Origin of the sequence: Pseudomonas sp. FeN3W (assembly GCA_030263805.2) — a bacterium.
GTDB lineage: Bacteria > Pseudomonadota > Gammaproteobacteria > Pseudomonadales > Pseudomonadaceae > Stutzerimonas > Stutzerimonas stutzeri_G.
The window spans coordinates 3,730,059-3,747,197 of sequence record CP136010.1 but is presented as its reverse complement, the minus strand read 5'-3'; the positions used below and the strand labels follow the sequence as shown (position 1 = coordinate 3,747,197).

11 protein-coding genes and 3 tRNA genes are annotated in these 17,139 nt (G+C 63.8%); 6 read left to right on the top strand and 8 right to left on the bottom strand.

Annotation, left to right across the window (positions count from 1 at the left end):
• Nucleotides 1-89: 89 nt before the first annotated feature.
• The 6 genes from P5704_017660 to rluD all read right to left on the bottom strand — a co-directional run bounded on the left by P5704_017660 (nt 90) and on the right by rluD (nt 4,973).
• Nucleotides 90-165 (bottom strand) — tRNA-Lys (locus tag P5704_017660).
• Nucleotides 166-170: 5 nt separating this feature from the next.
• Nucleotides 171-247 (bottom strand) — tRNA-Pro (locus tag P5704_017655).
• Between the two features lie 9 nt (nt 248-256).
• Nucleotides 257-332: transfer RNA gene (locus tag P5704_017650), tRNA-Asn, on the bottom strand.
• A gap of 196 nt (nt 333-528) precedes the next feature.
• Entirely contained in the window at nt 529-3,093 is a 2,565-nt protein-coding gene (clpB, locus tag P5704_017645; protein WOF77843.1) for an ATP-dependent chaperone ClpB, read from the bottom strand.
• Nucleotides 3,094-3,267: 174 nt separating this feature from the next.
• On the bottom strand, nt 3,268-4,002 hold the full coding sequence (gene pgeF / locus P5704_017640) for a peptidoglycan editing factor PgeF (protein ID WOF77842.1): 735 nt from the start codon (nt 4,000-4,002) through the stop codon (nt 3,268-3,270).
• Nucleotides 3,999-4,973, bottom strand: a complete 975-nt coding sequence (rluD, locus tag P5704_017635; protein WOF77841.1) for a 23S rRNA pseudouridine(1911/1915/1917) synthase RluD — start codon at nt 4,971-4,973, stop codon at nt 3,999-4,001. Before rluD ends, pgeF begins: the two co-directional genes overlap by 4 nt.
• A gap of 206 nt (nt 4,974-5,179) precedes the next feature.
• Between rluD and P5704_017630 the strand changes: the two genes are divergently transcribed.
• The 4 genes from P5704_017630 (at nt 5,180) to P5704_017615 (ending at nt 9,573) form a co-directional block, all read left to right on the top strand.
• Nucleotides 5,180-6,169 carry an outer membrane protein assembly factor BamD gene (locus P5704_017630; protein ID WOF77840.1) on the top strand — a complete coding sequence of 330 codons (990 nt, stop codon included), beginning with the start codon at nt 5,180-5,182 and terminating at the stop codon, nt 6,167-6,169.
• Between the two features lie 118 nt (nt 6,170-6,287).
• Complete coding sequence (locus P5704_017625; GenBank protein WOF77839.1) at nt 6,288-6,521, top strand: PP0621 family protein; 234 nt, start codon at nt 6,288-6,290, stop codon at nt 6,519-6,521.
• Nucleotides 6,511-8,103: an ATP-binding protein gene (locus P5704_017620; GenBank protein ID WOF77838.1), complete on the top strand. Its 1,593-nt coding sequence runs from the start codon at nt 6,511-6,513 to the stop codon at nt 8,101-8,103. Before P5704_017625 ends, P5704_017620 begins: the two co-directional genes overlap by 11 nt.
• A 132-nt stretch (nt 8,104-8,235) precedes the next feature.
• Nucleotides 8,236-9,573 carry a sigma-54 dependent transcriptional regulator gene (locus tag P5704_017615; protein WOF77837.1) on the top strand — a complete coding sequence of 446 codons (1,338 nt, stop codon included), beginning with the start codon at nt 8,236-8,238 and terminating at the stop codon, nt 9,571-9,573.
• 163 nt (nt 9,574-9,736) lie between these two features.
• Here the strand turns inward: P5704_017615 and P5704_017610 are convergent, their stop codons facing one another.
• Nucleotides 9,737-10,795 (bottom strand): DUF2333 family protein, encoded by a 1,059-nt coding sequence (locus tag P5704_017610; protein WOF77836.1) that lies wholly within the window; start codon nt 10,793-10,795, stop codon nt 9,737-9,739.
• Between the two features lie 216 nt (nt 10,796-11,011).
• On the opposite strand from P5704_017610, the gene P5704_017605 reads away from it, so the two are divergent.
• Entirely contained in the window at nt 11,012-12,610 is a 1,599-nt protein-coding gene (locus tag P5704_017605; GenBank protein WOF77835.1) for a PleD family two-component system response regulator, read from the top strand.
• Between the two features lie 198 nt (nt 12,611-12,808).
• Nucleotides 12,809-14,770 (top strand): methyl-accepting chemotaxis protein, encoded by a 1,962-nt coding sequence (locus P5704_017600; GenBank protein WOF77834.1) that lies wholly within the window; start codon nt 12,809-12,811, stop codon nt 14,768-14,770.
• A 51-nt stretch (nt 14,771-14,821) separates the two neighbouring features.
• Here the strand turns inward: P5704_017600 and P5704_017595 are convergent, their stop codons facing one another.
• Nucleotides 14,822-17,101 carry a YgiQ family radical SAM protein gene (locus P5704_017595; GenBank protein WOF77833.1) on the bottom strand — a complete coding sequence of 760 codons (2,280 nt, stop codon included), beginning with the start codon at nt 17,099-17,101 and terminating at the stop codon, nt 14,822-14,824.
• Between the last annotated feature and the right edge of the window lie 38 nt (nt 17,102-17,139).

The window sequence follows — 17,139 nt, the reverse complement described above, 5'->3', positions numbered from 1 at the left end:
CCTTGAATATGCCGGCAAGAAACCGCAGGCAATAAAAAGCTGGATGCCCGTGAGGACATCCAGCTTTCATGCTTCCTGAGAAGCTCGTATGGTGGGTCGTGTAGGATTCGAACCTACGACCAATTGGTTAAAAGCCAACTGCTCTACCAACTGAGCTAACGACCCAAAAATGGTCGGGGTAGGGGGATTCGAACTCCCGACATCCTGCTCCCAAAGCAGGCGCGCTACCGGACTGCGCTATACCCCGATTGGAATTTGGCTCCGCGACCAGGACTCGAACCTGGGACCCAATGATTAACAGTCATTTGCTCTACCGACTGAGCTATCGCGGAACAACTTCAATTCCAGCTCTTCAGCGTTACGTTACCGCCTCAGAGGCGCGCCATTTTACGGTTCCCGGCCCGCCTGTCAAGCCCAAAAATGCGATTCCTGACAACACTTTGCGCTCGCCCAGCGCAGCCCGCGAAATCGCCCCCCCCATGCGGTTACCTGCGGGGCGTGGCGTATCCCCGCAGGAAACCACGTCGCTCAATCGAAGACGATCTGCTCGTCCTCGACCCGAGCCTTGACGCTGATGCCCGGGGCGAACTGACCCGCGAGTATCTGCTGCGCCAGCGGGTTCTCGATCCAGCGCTGGATCGCTCGCTTGAGTGGCCGCGCTCCGTAGACCGGGTCATAGCCGACGGCGATCAGCTTGTCCATCGCCTCCTGGCTGAGCTCCAGGCTCAGTTCGCGCTCGGCCAGACGCTTGCGAAGACGGCCGAGTTGGATGTCGGCGATACCGGCGATCTGCTCGCGACCGAGCGGATCGAACACCACCACCTCGTCGATACGGTTGATGAACTCCGGCCGGAAGTGATGCGCCACTGCATCCATTACCGCAGCCCGCTGCGCATCGGGATCACCGACCAACTCCTGAATCTGTGCAGAGCCCAGGTTGGAGGTCATCACGATCACGGTGTTCTTGAAGTCCACGGTCCGCCCGTGGCTGTCGGTCAGACGACCATCCTCGAGCACCTGCAGCAGCACGTTGAACACGTCCGGATGGGCCTTCTCCACCTCGTCCATCAGCACCACCGAGTAGGGTTTGCGACGCACCGCCTCCGTCAGGTAGCCGCCCTCCTCATAGCCGACGTAGCCCGGTGGCGCACCGATCAGGCGCGCAACGGAGTGCTTCTCCATGAACTCGGACATGTCGATGCGGATCATCGCCTCCTCGGTATCGAAGAGGAATTCGGCCAGCGCCTTGCACAGCTCGGTCTTGCCCACCCCGGTCGGGCCGAGAAAGAGGAACGAGCCACTCGGACGATTCGGGTCAGCCAGGCCGGCGCGCGAGCGACGCACGGCATTGGAGACGGCCACCACGGCTTCGTGCTGGCCGATGACGCGGGTGTGCAGCATGTCTTCCATGCGCAGCAGCTTGTCGCGCTCGCCTTCGAGCATCTTCGAGACCGGAATGCCGGTCCATTTGGAGACCACCTCGGCGATCTCCTCGTCGGTCACCTTGTTGCGCAGCAGCTGGTTCTCTTTCTTGCCGTGCTGATCGACCATCTCCAGGCTTCGCTCGAGGTCCGGAATGATGCCGTACTGCAGCTCGGCCATGCGCGCCAGATCACCCTTGCGCCGCGCCGCTTCGAGCTCGGCCTTGGCCTGTTCGATCTTCTGCTGGATCTGCGCCGAACCCTGCACCTCGGCTTTCTCCGACTTCCAGATCTCTTCCAGATCGGCGTACTCGCGCTCCAGCTTGGCGATGTCGTCTTCCAGCTTGGCCAGGCGTTTCTTGGTGGCCTCGTCGTCTTCCTTCTTCAGTGCCTCACGCTCGATTTTCAGCTGGATCAGACGACGATCCAGACGATCGAGTTCTTCCGGCTTGGAGTCGATCTCCATGCGGATACGGCTGGCGGCCTCGTCGATCAGGTCGATGGCCTTGTCCGGCAGCTGACGATCGGTGATATAGCGATGGCTGAGCTTGGCCGCGGCGATGATGGCGCCATCGGTGATGGTCACGCCATGGTGCACTTCGTAGCGCTCCTTGAGGCCGCGAAGAATGGCGATGGTGTCTTCCTCGCTCGGCTCGTCGACCAGCACTTTCTGGAAGCGGCGCTCCAGCGCGGCATCCTTCTCGATGTACTGGCGGTATTCATCGAGAGTAGTGGCACCCACGCAGTGCAGTTCACCACGCGCCAGCGCCGGCTTGAGCATGTTGCCGGCGTCCATGGCACCTTCGGCCTTGCCCGCGCCGACCATGGTATGCAGCTCGTCGATGAACAGGATGACACGGCCTTCCTGCTTGGAAAGCTCGTTGAGCACCGCCTTGAGGCGCTCCTCGAACTCGCCGCGGAACTTGGCCCCGGCGATCAGCGCGCCCATGTCCAGCGCCAGCAGGCGCTTGTCCTTGAGGCCGTCGGGCACCTCGCCGTTGACGATGCGCTGGGCCAAACCCTCGACGATGGCGGTCTTGCCCACGCCCGGCTCACCGATCAGTACCGGGTTGTTCTTGGTCCGCCGCTGTAGCACCTGGATGGTGCGACGGATCTCGTCGTCACGGCCGATCACCGGGTCGAGCTTGCCGTCCTCGGCGCGCTTGGTCATGTCCACGGTGTACTTGTCCAGCGCCTGCCGCGATTCCTCGGCGTTGGGGTCGTTGACCGCATCGCCGCCGCGCAGATTGCTGATGGCGTTCTCCAGCGCTTTCTTGCTTACGCCCTGAGCCAGCAGCAGCTTGCCCAAGCGAGTGTTGCTGTCCAGCGCAGCAAGCAGCACCAGCTCACTGGAAATGTACTGGTCACCCTTCTGCTGGGCGAGACGGTCAGCCTGATTGAGCAGACGCGCCAGGTCCTGCGAAAGATTCATGTCGCCAGTGGGGTTCTGCAGCTTCGGCAGCTGATCGAGCTCTTTGGTCAGCGCCTGACGCAGCGCTGCGATGTCGAAGCCGACCTGCATCAGCAACGGCTTGATCGAACCGCCCTGCTGCTCGAGCAGCGCCTGCATCAGATGCAACGGCTCGATGGAGGGGTGATCCAGGCCGACGGCAATGGACTGGGCATCGGAGAGCGCAAGCTGAAGCTTGCTGGTCAAACGATCGATACGCATGGATGTTCATCCTCATGTGAAGCAGGCCGGCGCCATGAACCGCGCCATATACGAAACCTGCGAGATGCAGCATAGATGAGGATGATTGTTGGAGATTCAAGGTGGCTGACATTGATGCAGGTCATGCCGGGACTACAGAGTCAGCGCCTGCTGTGCACCGCTAGCACGCCAATGTCACTCGAGCCAGATCAGGCTGGCGAAGCGGCCGGTGCGCGCGGCACGTCGATAGGAATAGAAGCGCGGATCGCTGAAGGTGCACAGACCGCCACCGTAGACCGCGCCGACGCCCGCGGCAGCCAGGCGGATACGCGCCAGCCGGTAGAGATCCGCCATGAAGCGCCCCGCGTTGCGGCTTGCAACAAACGCCGAGGCAGCCGACGAATGCTGCGCGAGAAATGCCTCGCGCACTTCGGGACCGACTTCGAATGCCGCCGGCCCGATCGCCGGCCCCAACCACACCAGCAGCTCATCGGCAGGCACCGCCAGCGCTTCGAGCGTCGCCTCGAGCACGCCACCGGCAAGTCCACGCCAGCCGGCATGGGCCGCGGCGACGCGGGTCGCAGCACGATTACAGAAAAGTACCGGCAGGCAGTCCGCAGTCAACACCGCACAAGCCAGGCCCGGCGTCTCGCTCCAGCTGGCATCGGCAGTCGCGCGACTTCCCGGAGCGGCCTGGACAGCCACACTCGAATGCACCTGCTCCAGCCAGACTGGCTGGCAACCGAGCACATCCCGAAGGTGCTGGCGATTCCAGGCCACCGCCGACGGCTCATCACCGACGTGGTCACCCAGATTGAAGCTGTCGAACGGGGCACGACTGACACCGTCCTGCCGTGTGGTCACACAGGCGCGAACACCGGGCGGAGCAGGCCATTCCGGCACGAGCCAGTCATCGCCCCATGCGCTCACCCGACGAAGGCCTCGCGGTCCTGCTGCAGCAGCGTCAGCAGCCAGACGAAGTCATCCGGCAATGGCGACTCCCATTTCAACCGCTCGCCGGTGACCGGATGATCCAGCTCGAGGAAGCGCGCGTGCAGTGCCTGGCGGGGGAACTCGCGAAGCGTTTGCACCAATGTCGGGTTCGCTGCCGGTGGAATGCGAAAACGTCCCGAATACAGCGGGTCACCGACCAGCGGATAGCCAAGATGGGTCATGTGCACGCGAATCTGGTGGGTACGCCCGGTTTCCAGCTTGACCCGCACATGGGTGTGCGAGCGGAAGCGCTCGAGCACGCGGTAATGGCTGACCGCCGGCTTGCCGCCCTCAACCACCGCCATGCGCTGGCGCTGCTGGCCGTGCCGACCGATCGGCGCGTCGACCGTACCACCGGTGATGATCACACCGATGACGATCGCCTCGTAGATGCGGCTGACGCTGCGCGCCTGCAGCTGCTCGACCAGCCGGGTCTGCGCCTGTAGCGTCTTGGCCACGACCATCAGACCGGTAGTGTCCTTGTCCAGGCGATGAACGATGCCGGCACGCGGAACGTTGATCAGGTCCGGCACGTGATGCAGCAATGCATTGAGCAGCGTGCCATCGGCGTGGCCCGCGGCGGGATGCACGACCAGCCCGGCCGGCTTGTCGATGACGAGAATCTGATCGTCCTCGTAGACGATCTCGAGCGGAATGTCCTGCGCGACCCACTCGCCCTGCGCCTGCTGTTCAGCACTCAGCTCGAGCACGGCACCGGCATGCACGGTGTCGCGAGGGCGCAGCACGGCGCCATCCACGGTGAGCAGACCATCCTTGATCCAGGCTGCGAGACGTGAGCGCGAGTGTTCGGAAAAGAGCTGCGCCGCGACCTGGTCGAGACGTTGCCCGCCAAGGTCGAACGGCACTTCGGCACGGAGTTGGATGGCCTGTTTGGAAGTCGTGGACATACGGCGAGAGTAGGTTCGTCTGAGAGAGGCGGGCAACCTCCGTTGGTAACGGACGGGCCCAGGGACCGCAGATGGCGGAGCGGCCTTTGGTTTCGGCTACACGCTTGTGTTTAAATACGGCGTCTTTGTCCCGGCGCACCGGGGCGCTCATCATAACAGGACGGCTCCGCGCGAGACAGCCAGCCGTCACAGGGACGCAAGCCGCCATGCAAGTGAAACACCTGCTGCTGATCGCCATTCTCGCCCTCACCGCCGCCTGTTCATCCAACGAAACCGTCGACGAGAATCTGGGTGAAGTCGAGCTGTACCAGCAAGCACAGGCCGACCTGGACAACAAGAGCTACACCAGCGCCATCAGCAAACTCAAGGCCCTGGAGTCGCGCTATCCGTTCGGGCGTTTCGCCGAGCAGGCGCAACTCGAACTGATCTACGCCTATTACCGCAATGTCGAGCCGGAAGCCGCGCGCTCGGCCGCCGAGCGTTTCATCCGCCTGCATCCGCAGCATCCGAACGTCGATTACGCCTACTACCTCAAGGGCCTGGCCTCCTTCGATCAGGACCGCGGCCTGCTGGCCCGCTTCCTGCCGCTGGACATGACCAAGCGCGACCCCGGCGCCGCACGCGACTCGTTCAACGAATTCGCCCAGCTCACCAGCCGCTACCCCAACAGCCGCTATTCGCCCGACGCCAAGGCGCGCATGGTCTACCTACGCAACCTGCTGGCGGCCAACGAGATCCACGTCGCCCACTACTACCTCAAGCGCCAGGCCTACGTCGCCGCAGCCAACCGCGGCCGTTATGTCGTGGAGAACTTTCAGGGCACGCCGGCCGTGGCCGACGGGCTTGCCGTGATGACCGAGGCCTACCAGCGCCTGGGCCTCGACGACCTCGCCGAAACCAGTCTGCAGACCCTGCAGCTCAATTACCCGGACCACGCCACGCTCGAAGACGGCAAGTTCACCCCTGTCGAGACGGAAGACGACAACCGCAGCTGGCTGAGCAAGGCCACCCTCGGCCTTATCGAAGGCGAGGCTCCCCGCCCGGACACCTCGCGCGCCAATCGCGATGTGCTCCGCCAGTATGAAACGGCCGCTCAGGACCTCCCCGAAGAGCTTCGCCCGGTACTCAAGGAAGCAGAACAGCAAGGCGAAGAGCGCTCCTGGTGGAGCCGCCTGACCTTCGGCCTGTTCGACTAACAGCTGACCGGCTGCCGTAGCGCCGAGCTTGCCCTCGGCGCTACGGCAGCGAGACGGGCCGGCAGTGGCCGGGTTCGATTGATCGCAGGCCACCACGCTTAATCAGGAAGGAATCGATATGGGTCTGTTTCGACTGCTGTTCTGGATCGCACTGATTGGCGCCGCGTTCTGGCTCTGGCGCCGTTTCGCGCAAAAGAAGGTCGCGCCCAAGCCTCGACACACCACCCTGCCCATGGTGCGCTGCGCCCAGTGCGGCGTGCATGTCCCGCAGGACCAGGCGCTGCAGTCGCAGGACCGCTGGTACTGCAGCCGCGCTCACCTGGAGCAGGACAGCACTCCTGGTGGGCACTGAAAACCTCACCTTCTTTGGCGATCAGGGGCGGCGGATCCTCCGCCTGTACCATCTCTATCGTCTGACCATCGGTCTGGCGCTGGTTCTGCTGATCAGCGCCGACCTGCACAACGACCTGCTGGAGATGAGCAACCCGCAGCTCTTTCAGTACGGTGCCTGGCTCTATCTGATCCTCAACATCATCGTTGCCGTGCTGGTGCAGAGCCCGGAGCGCGATCTGCCCGTACTCGGACTGGCGCTGATGGACGTCATCCTGCTGTCCGGTCTGTTCTACTTCGGCGGTGGCACCCCGAGCGGTATCGGCAACCTGCTGATCGTCGCCGTCGCCATCGCCAACATATTGCTGCGTGGCAGGGTGGGCTTCTTCATCGCCGCGGTTGCTGCGACGGGCCTGATCTATCTGACCTTCTATCTCAGCATCCAACGCCCAGAAGCCAGCAGTCAGTACGTTCAGGCCAGCGCGCTCGGCACGCTCTGCTTTGCAGCCGCCTTCCTGGTTCAGGGGCTGGCTCGTCGCCTGCAGGTCAGCGAGACGCTGGCGCGCCAGCGTGCGGAAGAGGTAGCGAATCTGGAGGCGCTCAACGCGCTGATCCTCCAGCGCATGCGCACCGGCATCATGGTGCTGGATCCCCAGGAACGCGTTCTACTCGCCAATCAGGGTGCACTGCAACTGCTCGGCCAGGACTCACTGGCAGGCGAGCGCCTCGCACCACGCTGCCCGGAGCTGCTCAAGGCACTGCAACAGTGGCGAGGCAACCCTACCCTGCGCCCACCGAACCTCAGGGCAACACCTGGCGGCCCAACGCTGCAGCCGAGCTTCGCCGCGCTACAGCACGGCAACAAACTCGACACGCTGGTGTTTCTCGAAGACATCTCGCAGATCGCACAGAAGGCACAGCAGCTCAAGCTCGCCTCCCTCGGCCGCCTCACGGCCAGCATCGCCCATGAAATCCGCAATCCACTGGGCGCCATCAGCCATGCCGCGCAGCTGCTGCAGGAATCCGAAGAACTGGATGGCCCAGACCGCCGCCTGGCACAGATCATCCAGGATCATTCGCGGCGGATGAACCTGGTGATCGAGAACGTCCTCCAGCTCTCCCGGCGGCGCCAGGCCGAACCCCAGCTGCTGGACCTGAAGTACTGGCTGCATCGTTTCGCGAGCGAGTTCCGCCAGGGGCTGAGCCCGCAGCAGACCCTGCACCTGGATACCGTCGGCAGCTCGCTGCAGACCCGCATGGATCCCAATCAGCTGACCCAGGTGCTGACCAACCTGGTTCAGAACGGGCTGCGCTACAGCGGTCAGCAGAACTCGCAGGCACAGGTCTGGCTGCGCCTGTTCCGTGACGAAGCCAGCGACCTGCCTATCGTCGAAGTACTCGATGACGGCCCAGGAATCGCGGCCGAGCAACTGCACAACATCTTCGAGCCGTTCTTCACCACCGAAAGCAAAGGCACCGGGCTGGGGCTATATATCTCTCGCGAGCTGTGCGAGAGCAATCAGGCGCGCCTGGACTATCGCGAGCGTGCCGAAGGCGGCAGCTGCTTTCGCATCGTCTTCGCCCACCCACGTAAGGCGAGCTGAGCCTCGCCGACCGGTTGCCGGCAACACATCACACATCGATCAAAGCGACAGCCACGACACCGCCGGCGGAGTTAACATGCTCGTCAGCCGCCATCCCCGGCGACCATCGCTTCACGAATCAAGAGCAGGACCATGACCGCGCGCCAAAAAGCACTGATCATCGATGACGAGCCGGATATCCGCGAACTGCTGGAAATCACTCTTGGCCGCATGAAACTCGATACCCGCAGCGCTCGCAATCTCAAGGAAGCGCGCGAGTGCCTGGCCCGCGAGCATTACGACCTGTGCCTTACCGATATGCGCCTGCCCGATGGCAGCGGTCTGGAGCTGGTGCAATACATCCAGCAGCAGCACCCGCAGCTGCCGGTGGCGATGATCACCGCATACGGCAGCCTGGATACCGCCATCGGCGCGCTCAAGGCCGGGGCATTCGACTTCCTCACCAAACCGGTGGACCTCAACCGCCTGCGCGAGCTGGTCGGCACCGCCCTGCGCCTGCGTGCGCCCACGGCGGAAATGCCAGTGGACAACCGGTTGCTGGGCAGCTCGCCGCCCATGAAGACGCTACGCAAGCAGATCGGCAAGCTCGCCCGTAGCCAGGCGCCGGTCTATATCAGCGGCGAGTCCGGCAGTGGCAAGGAGCTGGTGGCCCGCCTGATTCACGAGCAGGGCCCTCGCAGCGAAAAACCCTTTGTGCCGGTCAACTGCGGCGCGATCCCGTCGGAGCTCATGGAAAGCGAGTTCTTCGGCCACAAGAAAGGCAGCTTCAGTGGCGCCATCGAGGACAAGCCTGGTCTGTTTCAGGCCGCCAATGGCGGCACACTGTTCCTTGACGAGGTGGCCGACCTGCCGCTGCCGATGCAGGTCAAGCTGCTACGCGCGATCCAGGAAAAGGCCGTACGCGCGGTCGGCGGCGCTCAGGAAGTGATGGTCGACGTGCGCATCCTCTGCGCCACTCACAAAGACCTCGCCAGCGAAGTGGCCGCTGGTCGTTTCCGCCAGGATCTGTATTACCGCCTGAATGTCATCGAACTGCGCGTGCCACCTCTGCGCGAGCGTCGCGAAGACATCGGCCTGCTCGCCGACGCCATGCTTCGACGCCTTGCCGCAGAGTGCGGTGACAACAGCGCTCGCCTGCACCCGGAAGCTCTGGCCAAGCTGGAAAGCTATCGCTTCCCGGGCAACGTTCGCGAGCTGGAGAACATGCTCGAGCGCGCCTACACACTTTGCGAAGACGATGAGATCAAGGCTGGCGACCTGCGCCTGGCCGACAGCCCGGGCCTGCCGGAGAACGGCGAAGCCAGCCTGGCGCAGATCGACAATCTTGAAGATCACCTGGAAGAGATCGAGCGCAAGCTGATCATGCAGGCGCTGGAGGAAACCCGCTGGAACCGCACCGCGGCGGCCCAACGCCTGGGCCTGACCTTTCGCTCGATGCGCTATCGATTGAAGAAGCTCGGATTGGATTGAGCTGCAAGCTGCAAGCTGCAAGCTGCAAGCTGCAAGCTGCAAGCCAGCGTAGGGTGGATGTCGTTTTTTACATCCACCCTACGCTCGCCGGGTCGGTGAAGCGTGACCTGGCCTACGCTGCCGCGCCGCTTTTACTTGCCGCCTGAGGCTTGAGGCTGCCCGTCTATCCCTGCGACAGCAGGTTGCGCAGATCGATGATCGCCGCATTGGCGCGGGATATGTAATTGGCCATCACCAGCGAGTGATTGGCCAGCACACCGTAACCGCTGCCGTTGAGCACCATCGGACTCCACAGCGGCTCCTGAGCGGCTTCCAGCTCACGAATGATCTGTCGAACGCTGATGGTGGCATTCTTCTTCGCCAGCACGTCGGCGAAATCAACCTCGATCGCGCGCAGCAGATGCGACAAGGCCCATGCCTGGCCGCGGGCCTCGAAGAAGACGTTGTCGATCTGCAACCACGGCGTTTCAACGACCTGTTCCTTGACCTGCGGCACGATACCTGTGCGCTCCTGTTCGGGGGCGACGTCAGCATCCAGACGCACCCGGCCGACGCTGGCGGAGAGGCGCTGGGACAGCGAGCCGAGCCGCGTGGCAGCGTCGCCCAGCCAGTTGTTCAGGTTGTCGGCACGGGTGTAGAACAGCGCCTTGGGCTGCGGATCGCTGAGCCGAGCCAGGTAGCGATCCAGACCGCGAATGGCGTTGCGGTACTCAGACTCGGAGGCCGGCAGCGCCCAGCTGCGATTGTCGAAGTTGAACAACGGCTCGGCCTTGGCCAGGTCGGAATCCTCGGTCGACTGCGACTGCGAGCGGGCGAAATCCTTGCGCAACGCACGGGAAAGATCGCGAACCTGCACCAGCACGCCGTACTCCCAGCTCGGCATGTTGTCCAGCCACAGCCCGGGCGGCGCGATATCGTTGCTCAAGTAGCCACCGGGCTTGTCCAGCAAGGTACTGGCAACGCGCTTGAGCGTTTCCACCGTCGTATAGCCGCTGACCAACTGCCGCTGCGAAGCCTCGGCCGCCTGGCGAGCGCTCTGCTGCACGGGAAACAGATCGGGTTCGCGACTCCAGTACCAGCCAAGCAAGAGGGTTACCAGCAGGTACACGCCCAGCAGGACGGCGAGAACCAGCAGGAGTGGATTGCCCTCCCGTCGCCCGATCCCACTGGAAGGGCCACTCGAGCGGCCGAGACGAGCGAAGCGATTCTTCCAGTCCAACATGGGCAATGTGTCCTTCTCGCGAGTTCTGGGGTTCGACCGCACGACGTCGGAGACGTTGCGCTGACATGCCTTTACTATAACGCAGGGCCCCTGCTCACTCAGCGCCAAATTGAGAACCACTACCGCACAGTGGGACTTCCAAAGCATCGCCGCAGTGATAGCATGCCGCCACCATAAAGCCAGGGCAGCGCACCCTGTGCACCGGGAAGAATCGCGATGTCTGATCAGGAAGAGCTCAAGCAGCATTTCGCCCAGCGGGTCATCCACCAGGCACGCGAAGTGCTGGAGGTTTGGCAGCAATTGCAACGCAGCGAATGGAACGAGGATTACCACGCTGCCCTGACCGAAGCGACGACGCGGCTGCGGCGCTTCGCCGACCGCTTCGAGCAGACCGAGCACAGCGAGCTCGCGCTGAGCATCGAAGACTGCCTGAGCGACATCCGGGACAACCGCGGCCGTCTCTCCAGCGGCACCATCTCCACCCTCAGCCAGCTGATCTACCGCCTTGCGCGTACCGGGTTGCGTCACAGCGATCCGCATAACCAGTCATTTATGCCGCCGCTGAGCAAACCGGTATACATCGCCCTGCAGGATCAGCAGCGCGCCGAACATCTGGTACGCCAGCTGGACTTCTTCAGCATGTCCGCACAGGCGTTCAGCAGTGTCGCGGCTTTCCGCACTGCGATGCATCGCCGCCATCCAGCCGCGATCGTAATGGAAGTCGATTTCAACGGTCCGAGCGAAGGACTGCGCTTGGCCGAACAGGTCCAGCAGGGGCTTGAATCGAAGCTGCCGATGCTGTTCTTCAGCCATTTGGAAACCGATACACCGACGCGCCTGGCCGCGGTGCGCGCCGGTGGCCTGGAGTTCTTCACCGGCACCCTCGACGCCAGCAGCCTGCTGGAGAAGATCGAGATCTTCACCCGTACGGCGCACTACGAACCGATCCGCGTGCTGATCATCGACGACTCCCGGGCCCAGGCCACTCACACCGAGCGGGTGCTGAACAACGCCGGCATCGTCACCCAGACGCTGATCGAGCCGATTCAGGCCATCGGTGCCCTGGCCGAGTTTCAACCGGACCTGATCATCCTCGACATGTACATGCCCGAGTGCCTGGGCACCGAACTGGCCAAGGTGATTCGTCAGCACGAGCGCTATGTCAGCGTGCCGATCATCTACCTTTCGGCCGAGGACGACCTGGACAAGCAGCTCGACGCCATGGGCGAAGGCGGCGACGACTTCCTCACCAAGCCGATCAAGCCCAGCCACCTGATCGCCACCGTGCGCACGCGCGCGACCCGCGCCAGAAGCCTGAAGGCACGCATCGTCCGCGACAGCCTGACCGGGCTGTACAACCACACCCACAGCCTGCAGCTGCTCGAGGATGCTCGCTTCCGTGCGCGCCGCGACAACAGCCCGCTGAGCTTCGCCATGCTGGATATCGACCACTTCAAGCAGGTCAACGACACCTTTGGCCATCCCATGGGCGACCGGGTGATCAAGAGCCTGGCGCTGTTCCTGAAACAGCGTCTGCGCAAGACCGATCACATCGGCCGCTACGGCGGTGAAGAGTTCGCCGTGGTGCTGCCGGACACGCCGGCGGACGCCGCCTGCAAGGTACTCGATGAAATCCGCCAGCGCTTCGCGGAGATTCGCTTTCCAGCCCAGCCCCACGACCTCAGTTGCACCTTCAGCTGCGGTATCACCGAGCTGGCCGGCGATGCCGAGGTCAAGACCCTCACCCAACAGGCCGACGAAGCGCTGTATCGCGCCAAGCATGGCGGCCGCAACCGCGTCGAGCGGTTCCAGTGATCCGACGCTTTTCGTAGGTCGGGTTGCGGAGCGAAGCGACAAAGCCCAACTCGCACCGACGGTCGACATCCCCTTGTTGGGCTTCGCTGCGCTCAACCCAACCTAGGCCGGCAGTTCTCGGCCACGCCGCGGCTGTCACATGACTGACATCGGATTGCCATAGAGTCCTAGCCTCCTGCACAGCCCTGCGAGGCGAGGATGCGCCTGAAGTCGCTCACCACTCTCAACACCCTGCTGCTCATTGCAGTCTGTCTCGCCCTGGGTGCCACGCTCTGGTGGTCCGAGCGAGCCATGGAGCGCCCCTACCTGCTCATGGCGCGTTACCTGGGACTGTCTCAACAGTTCCAGCATCAGGCAGCGGAAAATATTCAGGGCTATCTCGCCAGCGGTGACGCACTGCGTCATAGCCAGGCGCAGCAGGCGCTCGTCGATCTCCAGCGTGACATTGCAGAGCTGCCCGATGGCTTGGCGGAAAGGCTACGCCCCAGCCTTGAAGAACTGATCCGCTTCACTGCCAATGATCTGCTCGCGGCCGGCAAGCTCGCCGGCGACCCGCAGGGCTTGCTGCTGCAGGCAGAGCGCGAAATGGCCGGAGCGCTGTCGCAGCTCGACGCCTACCAGGCAGGAGCCGATCATCCGAGCGCACGACACTATCAACAGCCGCTGTTCTCGGCCGGGCAACAGCTGCTACGGCTCAGCCACGCACGGGGCAAGCTGGTCGCCTCCGGGCGGGATGAGCTGGCCAGCGAAGTCGAGCAGACCCTGCTTAACCTCGAACAGGACGCGGCAAAGCTCGAGGCACTGCCGCTACTTGGTGTGCTCGCAGCCGAGCAGTCGGCCGCGAGCAATTTCGCCGCCCTGCTCGACCTCGGCGCTGCCGCGGAGCAGACCAGTGAAGACCAGGGCATCACGCTCAAGCGCGAGCTGATCAGCCTGATCAAGCGCTACCCGGCCGAGCTGCAGCGCACTCGCCAGCTGATCCGTCAGCGCAGCGAGCTGTTGCAGAGCAGCGCCAGCAAGATCGACGCCGTGCAGCAGGCGCTGGCCGAACTGGAACCGGCGGTGCGCGCCGAGCATGGTCGTATCCAGGCCGAGGTGCGCATGCTGCAGGTCGGCATCATCATGCTCATTCTGCTGATCGCCCTGGCCATCGATCGTCTGCAACGCCAGCTGACCCGCGCCCTCGGCCAGCTGGTGCCGGCACTCTCGGCATGGGCCGAGGGTGACTTCGCCAGCGATGCACGGATCGAGTCGAAAATCCGCGAGATCGCCGATATCGAAAGCTCGCTCAATCGCCTGCGCAACTACCTGCTGGACCTGGTCGGCACCTTGCGCCAGCAGGCGACCCAGGTCGCCGCCAGCAGCCGCAGCCTCGACGAAATGAGCAGCGACCTGCACGAAGGCGCGCAGCGCCAGACTGGCGATACTGCACAGATACGCGATTCGCTGAGCGAACTGGAGGCCACTATCCAGCAGGTCGCCGATGGGGCTGGAGAAGCCGCCGAGGCGAGTCGAGCTGCGGCGCGCGCCGTGCATCAGGGTCAGCAGGTGATCGGCCAGAGCCTGACCGGGCTGCATGGGCTGGTCAGCGAAGTGCAGGACAATGCGGCGGCGATCGAACGCCTTGCCGATGAGACCACCACCATCGGCAATGTGCTGACGGTGATCCGCGCCATCGCCGAGCAGACCAACCTGCTCGCGCTGAACGCCGCCATCGAGGCCGCCCGCGCCGGCGGTCATGGCCGTGGTTTCGCCGTGGTGGCCGATGAAGTGCGCTCTCTGGCGCAGCGCACCAGCGGTGCCACCGAGGAGATCCAGCAACTGATCGGTCGCCTGCAACTGGCGGCACGGCAGTCAGTCGAGGCGATGCGCAGCCAGGTCGAGCATGCGCAAAGCACGGCGAACCTCGCCGAAAGTGCCGATCAGGCGCTGGACGAGATCGTCTCGACCATCGCCACCATCAGCCGCATGGCCGAACAGATCGCCCAGGCGACCGCCCAGCAGGGCGAAGCGGTGGGCGAGATTCGCGGACACAGCGAACGCATCCATCAACTCGGCGACGCCAATCTGAACCACATCAGCCGGGGTCGCGAGCAGAGTGCGCAGATGCTGCAGCTGGGAAGCGAACTGGATCGTGCGACCCAGGCGTTCAGGTTCTGAAAAAAAACGGAGCCTGGCGCTCCGTTTTCTTATGTCGAGGAACCTCTATAGCTAACGGGGTGCGACCGGGCGCTGCGGCTTGCCACCCTTGCCCGCCGGCTTGCCGCTCTTTTGCGCCTTGCGCCGGGCTTCGGCCGCGGCCTTGGCCTGCTCGCGCTTGTCCCAGGCATTGCCGTCATGGCTGCGCGGCGGCAGGCCGTTGTGCTGGGTGAGGATCTTGCCGCCCTGCCCGGCCTTCTTGCTGCCGACCGGCGTGGAATTCTTGCGCCGCGCGCTCTGATAACCCTCGGTGGCCGGCTGGTGCGCCGGGATCAGCTGGTGCTTGCCGCTGCCAATCAGGTCGGCGCGGCCCATGCGGATCAGCGCCTCGCGCAAGAGCGGCCAACCCTTCGGATCGTGATAACGGAGGAAAGCCTTGTGCAGACGACGCTGCTCCTCGCTCTTGACCACGGTGACGCCTTCGCTCTTGTAGGTCACCTTGCGCAGCGGGTTCTTGCCGGTGTGGTACATGGCGGTGGCCGAGGCCATCGGCGACGGGTAGAACGCCTGTACCTGATCGGCGCGGAAGCCGTTGGCCTTCAGCCACAGGGCGAGGTTCATCATGTCCTCGTCGGTGGTGCCGGGGTGCGCGGCAATGAAGTAGGGAATCAGGTACTGCTCCTTGCCCGCCTCTTTCGAGTACTTCTCGAACATGCGCTTGAAGCGGTCATAGGTGCCGATGCCCGGCTTCATCATCTTGTCCAGCGGACCACGCTCGGTGTGCTCCGGCGCGATCTTCAGGTAACCGCCGACATGGTGGGTGACCAGCTCCTTGACATACTCCGGCGACTCGACGGCGAGGTCGTAACGCAGGCCGGAGGCGATCAGGATCTTCTTCACGCCCGGCAGCGCACGCGCCTTGCGGTACAGCTCGATCAGCGAACTGTGGTCGGTATCGAGGTTCTCGCAGATCCCGGGGAACACGCAGGACGGCTTGCGGCAGTGCTTCTCGATGTCGTGGCTCTTGCAGGCCAGGCGGTACATGTTGGCCGTCGGCCCGCCGAGGTCGGAGACCACACCGGTAAAGCCCGGCACGTTCTTCATTTCCTCGATCTCGTGCAGGATCGACTCGTGGGAGCGGCTCTGGATGATGCGTCCCTCGTGCTCGGTGATCGAGCAGAAGGTACAGCCGCCGAAACAGCCGCGCATGATGTTCACCGAGAAGCGGATCATCTCGTAGGCCGGAATCTTCGCGCCCTCATACGCCGGGTGCGGCACGCGCGCGTATGGCGCGGCGAACACGTAATCCATTTCCTCGGTGGTCAGCGGAATCGGCGGCGGGTTGAGCCACAACTCACGGTCGTCGTGGCGCTGGACCAGCGCACGGGCATTGCCGGGATTGGTCTCCAGGTGCAGCACGCGGTTGGCATGGGCATACAGCGCCGGGTCGTTGCGCACCTTTTCGAACGATGGCAGACGGATCACGGTGCGGTCACGCTCGAGTTTCGGGTGCGGCAGCAGCTCGACCGGCCTGGCCTCGTTCGGGTCGTCCTGCGGCCCTTTGTCCTTCTCGATGGCGCAGGCGGACTGGTCCTGCGTGTTGACGTAGGGGTTGATGATCTTGTCGATCTTACCCGGACGGTCGATGCGCGTGGAGTCGATCTCGAACCAGCCCTCGGGCGTATCCTTGCGGATGAACGCGGTGCCGCGCACGTCGGTGATCGCTTCGATCGGTTCGCCACGGGCCAGACGCTGCGCCACCTCGACGATGGCACGCTCGGCGTTGCCGTAGAGCAGCACATCCGCCGTGGCATCCATCAGGATCGAACGGCGCACCTTGTCCGACCAGTAGTCGTAATGGGCGATGCGCCGCAGCGAAGCCTCGATGCCGCCAAGCACCACCGGCACGTGCTTGTAGGCCTCCTTGCAGCGCTGGCTGTAGACCAGGCTGGCGCGATCCGGCCGCTTGCCGGCCAGCCCGCCCGCCGTATAGGCGTCATCGGAGCGCACCTTACGATCGGCGGTGTAGCGATTGATCATCGAGTCCATGTTGCCGGCGGCGACGCCAAAGAACAGATTCGGCTCGCCGAGCTTCATGAAGTCGTCTTTGCTCTGCCAGTCCGGCTGGCTGATGATGCCGACGCGAAAGCCCTGCGCTTCGAGCAGGCGACCGATGATCGCCATGCCGAAGGACGGGTGATCGACGTAGGCATCACCGGTGACGATGATGATGTCGCACGAGTCCCAGCCGAGCAGATCCATCTCCTCCCTGCTCATCGGCAGGAACGGCGCCGGACCGAAACACTCGGCCCAGTACTTGGGATAGTCGAACAAGGGCTTGGCAGCGTGCATGGCGGGAAACCGGGACAACGAAAACGGGCGCGGAATAT

Coding starts and splice junctions, on each gene's coding strand:
- clpB (WOF77843.1), bottom strand. CDS start 3,093: ATGCGTATCGATCGTTTGACCAGCAAGCTTCAGCTTGCGCTCTCCGAT.
- rluD (WOF77841.1), bottom strand. CDS start 4,973: ATGTCCACGACTTCCAAACAGGCCATCCAACTCCGTGCCGAAGTGCCG.
- P5704_017630 (WOF77840.1), top strand. CDS start 5,180: ATGCAAGTGAAACACCTGCTGCTGATCGCCATTCTCGCCCTCACCGCC.
- P5704_017625 (WOF77839.1), top strand. CDS start 6,288: ATGGGTCTGTTTCGACTGCTGTTCTGGATCGCACTGATTGGCGCCGCG.
- P5704_017615 (WOF77837.1), top strand. CDS start 8,236: ATGACCGCGCGCCAAAAAGCACTGATCATCGATGACGAGCCGGATATC.
- P5704_017610 (WOF77836.1), bottom strand. CDS start 10,795: ATGTTGGACTGGAAGAATCGCTTCGCTCGTCTCGGCCGCTCGAGTGGC.
- P5704_017605 (WOF77835.1), top strand. CDS start 11,012: ATGTCTGATCAGGAAGAGCTCAAGCAGCATTTCGCCCAGCGGGTCATC.
- P5704_017600 (WOF77834.1), top strand. CDS start 12,809: ATGCGCCTGAAGTCGCTCACCACTCTCAACACCCTGCTGCTCATTGCA.
- P5704_017595 (WOF77833.1), bottom strand. CDS start 17,101: ATGCACGCTGCCAAGCCCTTGTTCGACTATCCCAAGTACTGGGCCGAG.